Origin of the sequence: Pseudomonas sp. PNPG3 (genome assembly GCF_023093815.1) — a bacterium.
Lineage (GTDB): Bacteria > Pseudomonadota > Gammaproteobacteria > Pseudomonadales > Pseudomonadaceae > Aquipseudomonas > Aquipseudomonas asiatica.
This window is the reverse complement of the sequence record NZ_JALLKV010000008.1, coordinates 129663-143711: the sequence shown is the minus strand read 5'-3', so window position 1 is coordinate 143711 and position 14049 is coordinate 129663. Positions and strand designations below refer to the sequence as shown.

Annotated in this window: 13 protein-coding genes; 9 read left to right on the top strand and 4 right to left on the bottom strand. The window is 57.9% G+C overall.

Annotated features, from left to right (window positions below; genetic code table 11):
• The first annotated feature begins 39 nt into the window (after positions 1–39).
• Entirely contained in the window at positions 40–2289 is a 2250-nt protein-coding gene (locus MJ643_RS08525) for an SNF2-related protein (RefSeq protein ID WP_028692964.1), read from the top strand.
• Between the two features lie 41 nt (positions 2290–2330).
• On the opposite strand, the gene MJ643_RS08520 is transcribed toward MJ643_RS08525, so the two are convergent.
• The 3 genes from MJ643_RS08520 to MJ643_RS08510 are packed head-to-tail and all read right to left on the bottom strand — an operon-like array spanning position 2331 to position 5148.
• Positions 2331–3671, bottom strand: coding sequence for a hypothetical protein (locus MJ643_RS08520; RefSeq protein WP_028692963.1), 1341 nt, complete (start codon positions 3669–3671; stop codon positions 2331–2333).
• Positions 3616–4404, bottom strand: a complete 789-nt coding sequence (locus MJ643_RS08515; protein ID WP_081011201.1) for a hypothetical protein — start codon at positions 4402–4404, stop codon at positions 3616–3618. The genes MJ643_RS08520 and MJ643_RS08515 overlap by 56 nt, the downstream gene beginning before the upstream one ends.
• Positions 4405–4461: 57 nt before the next feature.
• On the bottom strand, positions 4462–5148 hold the full coding sequence (locus MJ643_RS08510) for an SOS response-associated peptidase family protein (RefSeq protein ID WP_028692962.1): 687 nt from the start codon (positions 5146–5148) through the stop codon (positions 4462–4464).
• A gap of 106 nt (positions 5149–5254) precedes the next feature.
• Between MJ643_RS08510 and MJ643_RS08505 the strand changes: the two genes are divergently transcribed.
• The 8 genes from MJ643_RS08505 to MJ643_RS08470 all read left to right on the top strand — a co-directional run bounded on the left by MJ643_RS08505 (position 5255) and on the right by MJ643_RS08470 (position 12600).
• On the top strand, positions 5255–5686 hold the full coding sequence (locus tag MJ643_RS08505) for a S24 family peptidase (protein ID WP_232881378.1): 432 nt from the start codon (positions 5255–5257) through the stop codon (positions 5684–5686).
• A 36-nt stretch (positions 5687–5722) separates the two neighbouring features.
• Complete coding sequence (locus tag MJ643_RS08500) at positions 5723–6403, top strand: cupin domain-containing protein (RefSeq protein WP_004574802.1); 681 nt, start codon at positions 5723–5725, stop codon at positions 6401–6403.
• Positions 6400–6984, top strand: coding sequence for a TetR/AcrR family transcriptional regulator (locus tag MJ643_RS08495; protein ID WP_004574803.1), 585 nt, complete (start codon positions 6400–6402; stop codon positions 6982–6984). The genes MJ643_RS08500 and MJ643_RS08495 overlap by 4 nt, the downstream gene beginning before the upstream one ends.
• Positions 6985–7043: 59 nt before the next feature.
• Positions 7044–7820, top strand: coding sequence for an SDR family oxidoreductase (locus MJ643_RS08490; RefSeq protein ID WP_004574804.1), 777 nt, complete (start codon positions 7044–7046; stop codon positions 7818–7820).
• 14 nt (positions 7821–7834) lie between these two features.
• Positions 7835–8401, top strand: a complete 567-nt coding sequence (locus MJ643_RS08485; RefSeq protein ID WP_004574805.1) for an OsmC family protein — start codon at positions 7835–7837, stop codon at positions 8399–8401.
• Positions 8402–8686: 285 nt separating this feature from the next.
• Positions 8687–9247, top strand: a complete 561-nt coding sequence (locus tag MJ643_RS08480; RefSeq protein WP_011645023.1) for a recombinase family protein — start codon at positions 8687–8689, stop codon at positions 9245–9247.
• Between the two features lie 3 nt (positions 9248–9250).
• On the top strand, positions 9251–12217 hold the full coding sequence (locus MJ643_RS08475) for a Tn3 family transposase (RefSeq protein WP_019486346.1): 2967 nt from the start codon (positions 9251–9253) through the stop codon (positions 12215–12217).
• Positions 12218–12303: 86 nt separating this feature from the next.
• Entirely contained in the window at positions 12304–12600 is a 297-nt protein-coding gene (locus tag MJ643_RS08470) for a hypothetical protein (RefSeq protein ID WP_247726731.1), read from the top strand.
• A 625-nt stretch (positions 12601–13225) separates the two neighbouring features.
• On the opposite strand, the gene MJ643_RS08465 is transcribed toward MJ643_RS08470, so the two are convergent.
• Positions 13226–14044, bottom strand: coding sequence for a phosphodiesterase (locus MJ643_RS08465; RefSeq protein WP_247726730.1), 819 nt, complete (start codon positions 14042–14044; stop codon positions 13226–13228).
• Between the last annotated feature and the right edge of the window lie 5 nt (positions 14045–14049).

The following is a 14049-nucleotide window of genomic DNA, read 5'->3' as shown; positions in this document are numbered from 1 at the left end:
GGGTTTGTGCATGCCCTGTTTTCCCTGCAGGAGATGCACATGAACGCACTGACCCAGGCGGCCGCCTCGGCCAACTCCCCCCTGAATATCAACCTGACCGATTTCATCGACGAGTTCGGCGACGAGCTCTTGGAATCTCTCAACCGCTCCAACCCTCCGGTCTACACCGGCAGCATTAACGAACAGCGGCAGGCCGTGATGGCGAACCTCAAGCGAACGCCATTCGTGGCGCAAGCTGAGGTTGTCCAAGCTATTGCGGCGCTACTGCTCGATCGCAACGAGCAAGCCGCGATCATCAACGCCGAGATGGGTACCGGGAAGACGATGATGGCCATCGCTGTCGCTGCAGTGATGCATGCATCAGGCTACCGTCGGACACTCGTCATCTCACCGCCCCACCTGGTCTACAAGTGGCGACGTGAGATCCTGGAAACCACGCCAGACGCCCGCGTCTGGGTACTCAACGGCCCGGACACGCTGGTCAAGCTGCTCAAGCTGCGTGACCAGTCGGGGCAAACCTACGACGGCCGGCCGGAGTTCTTCATTCTCGGCCGAGTCAGGATGCGGATGGGTTTCCACTGGCGACTCGCCTGCTGGAAACGGCGTACTGCAGGTGGCCAGCTGCTGGCAGCATGTCCAGATTGTGGCCAGGTCCTCGAGGACCTGGAGGGCAACCTGGTCACCGTGGACGAATTCGAGCGCGGTGATCGCCGTCGCAACTGCACGGCCTGCAACGCTGCCCTCTGGACGCTTATGCGCCCAGGCAAAGCCGATGGTGGGGACCGACGCTCGACGATCCTGAAGTCGATGTGCCGGATACCGACGATCGGCCCGGTCCGGGCGGACCGGCTGCTGAACGACTTCGGCGAGGACTTTCTGGCCTCGATGCTGGTGGACAACGTCTCAGAGTTCATCAACTTGATGGACGCGAAAGGCAACTTCGTCTTCAGCGACCGCCAGGCCAAACGCATGGAGCGGGCGATGGCCAACATCGAGTTCGGATTCGGCGAAGGCGGCTACCAGCCGACAGAGTTCATCAAGCGCTACTTACCCGATGGCTTCTTCGACCTGCTGGTTGTCGACGAGGGGCATGAGTACAAGAACAGCGGCTCGGCCCAAGGCCAGGCCATGGGAGTGTTGGCCGCGAAGGCGCGTAAAACCTTGCTCCTCACCGGGACCTTGATGGGGGGCTACGCCGACGACCTGTTCTACCTCCTGTTCCGCATCCTCACCCAGCGCATGATCGAGGACGGCTACCGACCCAACGCACGCGGCAGCATGGCGCCTGCAGCCATGTCGTTCATGCGCGATCACGGCGTGCTCAAGGACATCTACACCGAGCGCGATGGCGATTCGCACAAGACCGCCAAGGGCAAGAAGCTGTCGGTACGCACCGTGAAGGCCCCAGGCTTCGGCCCTAAAGGCATCCACCGGTTCGTGCTGCCATTCACCGTGTTCCTGAAACTCAAGGATATCGGCGGCAATGTGCTGCCCAGCTACCAGGAGGAATTCATCGACGTGCCCATGGCGCCGGAGCAGGCCTCGGCCTACCTGCGCTTGGCGGCCACGTTGACAGCTGAACTCCGCCAGGCTCTGGCCCGGAGAGACACCACCCTTCTGGGAGTGGTGCTCAATGTGCTGTTGGCCTGGCCGGATTGCTGCTTCCGATCGGAGATGGTCAAACATCCTCGCACCCGAGACACGCTAGCCTTTGTGCCGGCGCTCTTCGGCGACGATGAACTGATGCCCAAGGAGCAGGCGCTGCTGAACCTATGCCTCGAGGAGAAAGCGAAAGGCCGCAAGGTCCTTGCATACACCGTCTACAGCGGGACGCGCGATACCACGTCCAGGCTGAAGAAGGTCCTCGAGCAGGCCGGTCTGCGCGTTGCGGTACTGCGGGCCACGGTTGAAACGGCTCGGCGCGAGGACTGGATCCTCGACCAGGTCGACCGCGGTATCGACGTGCTGCTCACCAACCCGGAGCTGGTCAAGACCGGGCTGGACCTGCTGGACTTCCCAACCATCGCGTTCCTGCAGACGGGGTACAACGTGTACACCCTACAGCAAGCCGCGCGGCGGTCGTGGAGGATTGGGCAGAAACATCCGGTCCGCGTGATTTTCTTCGGCTACGCCGGCAGCTCGCAGATTACCTGCCTGCAACTGATGGCCAAGAAGATCGCGGTGGCGCAGAGCACTTCGGGCGATGTACCGGAATCCGGGCTCGACTCACTGAACCAGGATGGGGACTCTGTTGAAATGGCTCTTGCTAGACAGCTTATAGCTACATGAAAAAAGGGCCACCAATCGGTGGCCTTTTTCCCTGAATGCTATTACTCCGATTCGTAACCGAAGCCACGACAAATCTCCCACACTGCGAGAAACGGAGTTAACATCTGATAACCAAACATCACTTCTTGTTGGCCAGTTTCATATAGATAACAAACATATTCAGTATACACTTCCCTCAAGAGCCCAGTAGTATGCGCCTCCAAATTGTGTGTAAATACCGCATCCACCATACTCGTCTTGAACCCATACCAATCCGGCAGTCCAGTTTCGACATGTATTGATCGCGAATCATTCAGAAGGCAGAACTCCAGCTGATCGCGGACGGCTCGAATCAAACGACCGGTAAAGTCACTTTCCATCGTCTCAAGCCAGTTAAAGCGCTGACCGTCTTTGGTTAGCTGGTTATAAATTAACTGAACTTCAGTCAGCCTCCCGGGTGCAGATCTTCCCCCTATCTCATCATCCTCAGCATACGTTCTCACCGAAGAAAATGGATTCATTGCCGCCACAACAATCATATTAGGATAGGGGAATAGACCCGCGATCTCGCTCCACTTCTGAGAGGCATAAACTATAGAATGGAACCCTTTGGACTCTAAAACCTGCGCAATAGAGTTGCTTATTTGATTCAGCGCATCTTTTGCGTACTGCGGAGGCTCGCTATATTCAGAGTCTATCCAGCCTTTAATCAGCGGAAACGACATGGTCACACAGGTCATGGAGTGATCATTGAATACGTTATTCTCGAACCATTTGTAGTAATTCTCATCAGGGTAAAATACATTAAGACAATAGCGCCCATCCTGACAAGAAGGAATAAGAGATACAATGTTCTTCTTATTCAGCAATAGCTCTTGAACGTATGCATCCTTTACCGTTCTGGTCTCCATCGGCGCAACCAACACAGTGGTGATTGCCGTCTCGTTAACTCCAGGAAATATCGAGCAGAAGTGATTTGCATAGGCTAAGAGTTCAGTAAAAGCTTGGCGTTCGGTTTGCTGCGACTTTTTCAACTCGATGATAGTGATGCCCGTAGACTCTGAGCACCCAAAAAGATCCACGCGAGTCGGATGAGGACCATTTTTTTCAAGCCGTAGCTCCTTAGCCGTTAAGACCAATTCTTCCAGCTGATCCAGAATTTCATTTATGGCACGTTCAACCTTTCGGCGTAGCAAGAAATGAAGCGGTGGAAATTCTTCGCCGTACCACTCCACCGGCTCCCTCCGCCCTGCAATCAAAGAGGAAAAATCTTCTCTATGGTTATTGAATATATAATCCCTGAATGCATTCTCACTTATATTCAGCATAGCAACCTCTTCGATGTAGTCAAAGCGGCGGGCTAACGGAAGAATAGACTGGCGTACTGCGATCGCAAGCTTCACCAGTTAGCTCCTCAACCATCCGATTTTTGGCATCTACCCAGCCTTGGAATACTGTACTACGCTCGTGAATCAAAGGGTGATTTGCGATTGAGGCCGCTATTAAATACGCGATGGCCTGCCCTGCCTCAACGCAGACAAACAAGGCGTGGTTGACTTGCCAGCTATTTTCTCCGTACACGCTAGTAAGCTCAAACCCATGCAAACCTTCTCCAACCGACCCGGAGTCAGACAGATGACCAATCACAGACTTGGTGTTAGGGTGCGCACCAAAATCTATTGAGGCCTCGTAATACCCCCAGACATAATCGGCCATCACCGGATCACTGCACTTTAAAATATCCACAGCTTTTTTAGCAGTAAATACATTCCGACACCTCTTTACAGCATTATCCGACGAATGTCTTTCAAGCCAAACATCAGCCTTGGTAGCGTCATTTGCTATGAGATAAGCGTAACAGGCAGACTCTAACGCAGCTCTAACTATTGGAAAAACGCAAACAACATGCCCAGACAAGGCCTCTCTAATCCCAGCCAGAAGCATGGTATATGCATTTATCATAAGCAAGTTTGCTGTCGGCTCTTGTGAGAGCGGAATAGAGAAAATCTCATCGTGAAAAATATCATCCATCTCAGCAATCAAATGCATGAGCTCAGGGGCTTCATTTGCGTGAGCCTGGGTATTTTCCAGTGTGGCAACCAAGTAATCGCGGACCCTACCAACCTTTATTTTCAATCGATCACCTTGCATATTTACAGATATGTGTATTTTGTCCGACTTTACCCAAAACGGTTAAACCGGTTTTATCAGCTCCGGCCCCTGATTGCGAACATTCCCGACCTGTTTGCTCACTGGGAACCATTGAAAGTCGGTACTATGCCGGCAGCCTGTTTGGACTATTTCTGCCAGCCGTTCAGTTGTTATGCCTGGATCAATCCATTCTCGGGCAAGCTCAGGAGTAAGCACTAACGGCTTACGATCATGGATATCCACCAAACCTTCATCAGCCGCAGCAGTCACGATAACGAAGCCACTGCGTTCATCTGGTTCCAGCCCTGGATGAACCTCGGCCAACGCCGCGAAAAACAATGACCTACCGTCCGCCGCTTGGATGTAGTAAGGCTGCTTGCGCTTCGGATCTGCAACATCGGGTATCCACTCGAACCACCCATTGGCCGGCGCCAAGGCTCGGCCATTCGGCCAAAGCGACTTGAAGAACTTCCCTGTCATCACCGTCTCGGCCCGCGCATTGATCGGGTCGACCCTCTTCCCCTTCGCCCAGAAAGGCGACCATCCCCACTTCACCCGATCGACGTTCAGTCCTCCCGGGGCGGGCCTTATCACCTCCACGCGAGTAGAAGGCGCCACGTTGTAACGGTTGATCCGCTCATGGTCATATCCGTTGATGACCACCAGATCGAGGGCCAACTGCCGCAGGTAGTCGTCCATGCTCTCGTAGATCGAGTACCTCCCACACATACCCACCTCGCTCGTTTGTCGGCTGCCAGGCATCCGCGCATTGACGTAGGAACGCTCTGACAGTTTACTGTATAAATATACAGATATCCTTTTGAGTTGATCTGCCATGACCATCACCTTCCTGGGCGCGCCGACGGGCGGCCTTATGCTGCTGCCGGTGTACTCCTTCCGTGTGCCGGCCGGGTTCCCTTCGCCAGCGGCGGATCACCTGGAGCGTCACATCTCCCTCGACGAGCTGTTCGACCTGCGTGCACCTCACGTGTATCTGGTGCAGGTGGAGGGCGACAGCATGCAGGGCGCCGGGATCTTCTCGGGCGATCTTCTCATCGTAGACCGCAGTAGGGAGGCCGAGCACGGCGATATCGTGATCGCCGCGATCAACACCGAGCCCGTCTGCAAACGCCTTTATGGGGACGATAGAGAATTCGGAAAAAATCGTACGCTAAGCTTCGCGAGTTCTTGTAACCAATTCATTGTTTTTTCAATGGATGAAAGAAAATGGCGAAAGCTATTTGACAAACAAATCGGGATCTTATAACTTACCTACCAAGTAGTCGGTAGATGAAATAAAGCCATGAAACTCAATTCAGATCTTTCGCAGCGTGTTGTCGTCGAGCCTTCAAGCTTACAGTGGGTCGATTCGCCAGCGACCGGGATTCAACGCCAGTTACTGGAGCGTGATGGCGACGAAGTGGCGCGTGCCACCTCGATCGTGCGATACGCGCCGGGCTCCGCTTTTGAAAATCATAAGCACGACTTGGGCGAGGAGATTCTGGTCCTGGACGGCGAATTCAGCGACGAATCCGGGACCTTCGGGCCTGGGACTTACATCAAGAATCCACCAGGTTCTTCGCATGCACCGAGCTCCGCGACGGGTTGCACGTTGTTCGTCAAGCTGCGCCATCTTGATCTAGCCGACAGCCAACGCACCGTGGTCGACACCCGTAACGGCCCCTGGTTTCCAGGCCTCGTGCCGGGTCTGTCGGTGATGCCACTTTCTGAGTTCGACACACAACATACGGCTTTGGTGCGCTGGGCCCCGGGGACACGATTCAATTCGCATCGTCACTACGGCGGTGAAGAAATCTATGTGTTGGAAGGCGTCTTTGAGGATGAGTTCGGAAGCTACCCTACCGGCACATGGATGCGCAGTCCGCATTTGAGTGCTCACCGTCCCTTCAGCAATACAGGCTGCACCATCCTGGTCAAGACAGGCCACCTGCCAGTCGCCGAATCAAATGAGGCGCTTGCATGAAGCATTTCTCCGAAATCTCGCCGACCGCCGAGCGGGTGGTCGATGCCGCTGAAGGGTTGGTACAGCAGCACGGCTACAACGGCTTCTCATACGACGACGTGGCCCAGTTGGTAGGCATCAAAAAACCAAGTATCCACCACCACTTTCCCAAGAAGGGTGAACTCGTGGCCGTGGTCGCACAGCGCTACACGCACCGGTTTCGTGAGGAGTTGCTGAGCATCGAAGGGCAGCATGCGAAAGCGCCTGACAGGCTAACTGCGTATGCGGCACTTTTCGAACGCACCTTCGCCAAGGACCGGCGCCTTTGTGTCTGCGGCATGTTGGGTGCCGAGTCGGACTCGCTGCCGGACGCCGTTGTGAGCGAGGTCGAGCGATTCTTTAAAGTCAATCTCGACTGGTTGACTCTTGTCGTTGCCGATGGTCAGCGTGCCGCGCTGATCACCTCGAATTCCACCCCAGAGGCTCTCGCAGAGGCATTCTTGTGCGCGTTGGAAGGCTCGATGATGGTGGGCCGTGGCATGCGGTCGTCACGCGGACCGGCCGAAGTTGGAAACACTTTTCTTTCCACCGTGTTGACCTGAGGTCGGCACTTTTTTTGCAACACAACCCTACCATTTAGTTGGTAGTTAAAGAGATTATTATGAGTACTGAATTTAATGGCAAGAAGTTGTTGGTCATCGGCGGCACTAGCGGGATGGGACTGCAAACTGCCCGCATGGTTCTTGAGCAAGGCGGAAGCGTCGTCATCGTCGGTCACCGTGAAGACAAGGCCGAAGAGGCCCGCAAGGCGCTGTCGTCGTTGGGCACCGTGACCGCCCTGACTGCCGATCTCTCGCGAGCCGAAGATGTGAAGCGACTCCTGCATACCATCGATGAACACCACAAGGACATCAATCTTCTGGTCAACGCGGCTGGGGTGTTCTTCCCGAAGGCGTTTCTTGAGCACACGGAAAGTGATTACGAACAATATTTGACGTTGAATAAAGCGTTCTTCTTCATCACACAAAAAGTCGTGGCCAATCTCGTGGCCAGCGAGCGTCCCGGCGCCATTGTGAACATCGGCTCGATGTGGGGCAAGCAGGCGATTGCGGCTACGCCGTCGTCCGCGTATTCGATGGCAAAAGCAGGTTTGCATTCGCTGACCCAGCACCTTGCGATGGAGCTGGCATCCAAACAAATCAGGGTCAATGCCGTTTCTCCGGCGGTTGTCGAAACGCCGATTTACGAGGGATTCATACCCAAGGCCGAGGTTCATGGCGCCTTACAGGGATTCAACAGCTTCCACCCAATCGGCAGGGTTGGGACGCCACAAGACGTCGCCGAGGTCATCCTCTTCCTGTTGTCGGACAAGGCAGCATGGGTGACGGGCGCAATCTGGGACGTTGACGGCGGCGTGATGGCCGGGCGTAACACATAATGGGGGAACGAGAAATGAACACAAACATTAAAGGAACTCCCGGCAACGGGATCAACGTCGGCGCATTGCGTGAGTTTGCAGATCAGGTCGCAGCAAAGCCCGCCGCAGGCATCGCGACGTTCGGCGTCGTGACAACCTGGGAGGGTGGCACCCGGACGCGTGCGCGAACCATGCCGCTCGTACTAGGTGACACGGCCTTGGCGCGCGGCTTTGTCATCGACGCGGACGAACCGGCAGAATTGCTCGGTACCGACACGGCCGCTAATCCACAAGAATTGATCCTGGCTGCGTTGAACGCATGCATGACTGCAACCTACGCGGCAAATGCGGCGGCAATGAACATCGAGTTGCAATCGCTGACTATCCGCACGAAGGGAAGCCTCGATCTGAGAGGTTTTCTTGGAATCGATCCTGGGATCAATCCAGGGTACGACCAGGTCGAGTATGAGGTCGAAATGGAGTCGTCGGCGGATTCGGCGGCGCTGAAAGCATTGCACGCGCAGGTGCAGCGAACATCGCCGAATTACCACAACTTCGCGAGAGCCATTGATCTCAAGGCCAAGCTGACCATTCTCCAATGATCGAGTCAGTGTTTCCCGTGGTTGGCTGACGGGAGGCCAAACCAGATGCGCTATGACGGAAGGTTCAACCTTCCGTCATCACGTTCTCTGGAATACGCAGTGTCAATTTGAGGTATACCCTAACTGGATGTCAGGCAAGGCCGCACCGCGCCGTCAGAATAGAATCCGCTTTCACATTCTTTGACACATGCTTGCCAAGGTCATAGATTTCAGCCTGACAAATTCAAGGCTTCGGGCGCAATGGAACCAAAAACCAACGTAAGCCCTACAGCCCATGGAGGCATCTTGCAGGGACAACGCATCGGTTATGTCCGGGTCAGCAGTTACGATCAGAATCCGGAACGACAACTTGAGCAAGTTGAGGTCGGCAAGCTGTTCACCGACAAAGCCTCGGGCAGGGACACCCAGCGTCCCCAGCTGGAGGCCATGCTCGGCTTCGTCCGCGAGGGCGACACCGTTGTGGTGCACAGCATGGATCGCCTGGCCCGTAACCTCGATGACTTGCGACGCCTGGTGCAGAAGCTGACCCAGCGCGGCGTGCGTATCGAGTTCCTGAAAGAGGGCCTGGTGTTCACCGGCGATGACTCGCCGATGGCCAACCTGATGCTGTCGGTGATGGGGGCCTTCGCCGAGTTCGAGCGCGCCCTGATCCGTGAGCGGCAACGGGAGGGCATCGCCCTGGCCAAGCAGCGCGGCGCGTACCGGGGCCGCAAGAAGGCCCTGTCCGACGAGCAGGCTGCTACCCTGCGACAGCGGGCGTCGGCCGGCGAGCCCAAAGCGCAGCTTGCCCGCGAGTTCAACATCAGCCGGGAAACTCTCTACCAGTACCTACGCACGGACGATTGATACATGCCGCGTCGCTTGATCCTCTCGGCTACGGAGCGGGATACCCTGCTCGCGTTGCCGGAAAGCCAGGATGACCTGATCCGCTACTACACCTTCAACGACTCCGACCTGTCGCTGATCCGCCAGCGGCGCGGCGACGCCAACCGCCTGGGCTTCGCGGTGCAGCTCAGCCTGCTGCGATATCCAGGCTATGCGCTGGGCAGCGACAGCGAGTTGCCCGAGCCGGTCATCCAGTGGGTGGCCAAGCAAGTTCAGGCCGACCCAACGAGTTGGGCGAAATACGGCGAACGCGACGTGACTCGCCGCGAGCACGCCCAGGAACTGCGCACCTACCTACAACTGGCCCCGTTCGGCCTGTCCGACTTCCGCGCCCTGGTGCGCGAGCTGACCGAGTTGGCCCAGCAGACCGACAAGGGTTTGCTGCTGGCCGGCCAGGCGCTGGAGAGTCTGCGGCAGAAGCGGCGCATCCTGCCGGCGCTGAGCGTGATTGACCGGGCCTGCTCGGAAGCCATTGCGCGGGCCAATCGCCGGGTCTACCGCGCCCTGGTCGAACCACTCACGGACTCGCATCGGGCCAAACTGGACGAGCTGTTGAAGCTCAAGGCCGGCAGCAGCATCACCTGGTTGACCTGGTTGCGGCAGGCCCCACTAAAACCGAACTCCCGGCACATGCTCGAACACATCGAGCGGCTGAAGACATTTCAGCTGGTGGATTTGCCCGAAGCTCTGGGCCGGCACATCCACCAGAACCGCCTGCTCAAGCTGGCCCGCGAGGGTGGGCAGATGACGCCCAAAGACCTCTGTAAGTTCGAGCCGCAGCGGCGCTACGCGACCCTGGCCGCCGTGGTGCTGGAGAGTACGGCGACCGTGATTGATGAGCTGGTCGATCTGCACGACCGCATCCTGGTCAAGCTGTTCAGCGGCGCGAAGCACAAGCATCAGCAGCAGTTCCAGAAGCAAGGCAAGGCGATCAACGACAAGGTGCGCCTGTACTCCAAGATCGGCCAGGCCCTGCTGGAGGCCAAGGAAAGCGGCAGCGATCCCTACGCCGCCATCGAGGCGGTGATTCCCTGGGACGAGTTCACCGAGAGCGTCAGCGAGGCCGAGCTGCTGGCCCGGCCGGAGGGCTTCGACCATCTGCACCTGGTTGGAGAGAACTTCGCCACCCTGCGCCGCTATACGCCAGCCTTGTTGGAGGTGCTGGAACTGCGCGCCGCCCCGGCTGCGCAAGGCGTGCTGGCGGCCGTGCAGACCCTGCGCGAGATGAACGCCGACAACCTGCGCAAGGTGCCGGCCGATGCGCCCACCGCCTTCATCAAGCAGCGCTGGAGGCCGCTAGTGATAACCCCGGAAGGCCTCGACCGGCGCTTCTACGAAATCTGCGCCCTGTCAGAGCTGAAGAACGCGCTGCGCTCCGGCGACATCTGGGTCAAGGGCTCGCGGCAGTTCCGCGACTTCGACGACTACCTGCTGCCGGCAGAGAGGTTCGCCGCGCTCAAGCATGCGCAGGCTCTGCCCCTGGCGATCAACCCGAACAGGAACCAGTACCTGGAAGAGCGCTTGCAGCTGCTGGACGAGCAGCTGGCCACCGTCACCCGCCTGGCCAAGGACAACGAGCTGCCCGATGCCATCCTCACCGAGTCGGGGCTGAAGATCACCCCACTGGATTCCGCGGTGCCCAATACCGCGCAGGCGCTGATCGACCAGACCAGCCAGTTGCTGCCGCGCATCAAGATCACCGAACTGCTGATGGACGTGGACGACTGGACGGGCTTCAGCCGCCACTTCACCCACCTGAAGGACGGTGCCGAGGCCAAAGACCGGACATTGCTGCTGGCAGCGATCCTGGGCGATGCGATCAACCTCGGGCTGACCAAGATGGCCGAGTCGAGCCCCGGCCTGACCTACGCCAAGCTGTCCTGGCTGCAAGCCTGGCACATCCGAGACGAAACCTACTCGGCGGCCCTAGCCGAGCTGGTCAACCACCAGTACCGTCATACCTTCGCCGCTCACTGGGGCGACGGCACGACCTCTTCTTCCGATGGCCAGCGCTTCCGGGCGGGCGGTCGGGGCGAAAGCACCGGGCACGTCAACCCGAAGTACGGCAGCGAGCCGGGGCGGCTGTTCTACACCCATATCTCCGACCAGTACGCACCGTTCAGCACCCGCGTGGTGAATGTCGGCGTGCGCGATTCCACCTATGTGCTCGACGGCTTGCTGTACCACGAGTCCGACCTACGGATTGAGGAGCACTACACCGACACGGCTGGCTTCACCGATCACGTCTTCGCCCTGATGCACCTGCTGGGCTTCCGCTTCGCACCGCGCATCCGCGACCTCGGCGAAACCAAGCTGTATGTTCCGAATAGCGTCCAGGACTACCCGACATTGCGCCCAATGGTTGGCGGCACCCTGAACATCAAGCATGTCCGCGCCCACTGGGACGACATCCTGCGCCTGGCCAGCTCGATCAAGCAGGGCACCGTCACTGCCTCGCTGATGCTGCGCAAGCTCGGCAGCTACCCGCGCCAGAACGGTCTGGCCGTGGCCTTGCGCGAACTGGGCCGGATTGAGCGCACACTGTTCATCCTCGACTGGCTGCAAAGCGTAGAGCTACGTCGCCGCGTGCATGCCGGACTGAACAAGGGCGAGGCGCGCAACTCCCTGGCCAGGGCGGTGTTCTTCAACCGCCTCGGCGAAATCAGGGATCGGAGCTTCGAGCAGCAGCGCTACCGGGCCAGCGGTCTCAACCTGGTGACGGCCGCCATCGTGCTGTGGAACACGGTGTACTTGGAACGCGCCACCCAGGCGATGGGCGAAGCGGGGAAGTCGGTGGATGGCGAGCTGCTGCAGTACCTGTCGCCGCTGGGGTGGGAGCACATCAACCTGACCGGCGATTATGTCTGGCGGCAGAGCCGCAGGCTGGAGGACGGGAAGTTTCGGCCGCTAAGGCTGCCCGGAAAACCTTAGCGTACGATTTTTTCCGAATTCTGCGGGCTCCCCATCTGGAGCAAGGCAAGGGCGACGGCCATCTTTACAAGCGGCTGAATGCGGCTGTGAAGGTCGGAGGGGAGCCTTTCAGTCAGGCACGGCACCTGACTGCGCTGGAAGGGAATTCCGATGCGTGGGAACTGGACGATACCGATGATGCAATCAAGGTCGAGATCGCCACGCTGTCCCAGAAGATCAAGGCGGCTGATCCGGGCTACGACATCCCGCATTTCACCGTGGCCTTCGAGTGGATGATCCGCGACATGAAAGAGCGAGGTGTCGAGGTCGAGGGCGGGCTGGATTTCAGTGAAGAGCCTGTTCTGGAGAGTGGCACCGATTACGATGCCCGGATGTCGCCGTAGTGTTTCATCGTGCGAAGAGTGTTCCCCGCGTGAGCGGGGATGGGGATTTATCAAGGTATCCTGGAACACTACTATACAGACGCAAGCGGGCAGCTCGATAGGCTTGTCATCAGTAACGCGTCGAGACGTCTGCTCAAAGATGATGATCTGAGGTTGTCGGGCTATGCGCACGCCGTTCATAGAATCGAGACGGGCAGTAGGCCTGTATCTTCTCGGCGGAGAAAGCACGAGCCCAGAACTCGTTTTTATCCCATTCAGGGGGACTACTTTGTTCTGCACTACGATGAAGTGGCGACTTTGAATGTTCGCTATATCAAGCTCATAGAACAAGTAGAAAATGCAGTCGCTTGAGCGTGGAGATGCGTTCTCTATTCTCGACGAATTTCTCAATCCGACCTTTTTGGCTGATACCGGTGTGAATAACCGCTGTTCGTTTTGGCAGGGGTGCTTTGATCGGAAAGTGTCTGTCTATCACGCGACAGCGTGGGCGGGTGGCTGCCTCGTTCACATTGCAGTGGCGTATCAGCGGCCTGACCCTGCGGGGGAGAGGATGGGGTGCTGCCCGCACCGGGGGGGGCGTGTCGCGGCACGCGAAACCCGGGCCGGGCAGGGAGGGTTGAGGAGGTCAGGCCATCTGGGCAGATGGGTTGTAGGCTTCGTGCAAGGGGTAGCGCCGGCTGGTGTCCAGGAAGTCTTCCGCGTGTATCAGCACCTGCTCGGGGCTGAGGAGCACGACGCCGTATTGGGGCTGTTCGTGGCAGCCGATGATGTTGCTTTCGTCGCCGTCCAGTTCCAGTGCAACTTGATGGTTCGTGCCATGCAATGTGGAGAAGCCGACGCCCCGGAATGAGCCGCAGATCGGCCGGTGAATATGGCCGAAGAAGATCTGGCGGATCCGGTGTTCGAAACCCGAGATGGCCGACAGGAAGGCCGTGGTGTCGCGCAGGGATATGGCGTCCATGCTGCGAATGCCGATCGGGAAGTAGGGGTGGTGCATGAACAGCAGCACCGGTTTGTCGGACTCGCTCAGGCGTCCGCGCAGCCATGCGGCGCGGGTCTCGCAGTAGACGCCCCAGGATACGTCCGGCTCGTTGGTATCGAGAAACAGTGCCAGGTAGTCCCCGAAGTCGCAGGCATACTGCACGAAGCCATTGTCATCGACTGGCACCGTGGTGAAGTACTCCGTAAAAATCTGGCGGCTGTCGTGGTTGCCCAGTATGGGAAATACGGGCATGTGCAAGGGCTCCAGGCATTCAAGCAGGTGCTCGTAGGCTTCGGCGTGGCCGTAGTGGGTCAGGTCGCCGGTGATGACGACAGCGTCGGCATCATGCTGGTTGGCCAGGATGTGGGCCACAGCCTGTTGCAGTCGCTGCTTCGGATTGGTGCCATACAGATCGCCCGCATCGGCAACCAGATGGGTATCTGTCAGGTGAATGAATTTCATGTGCC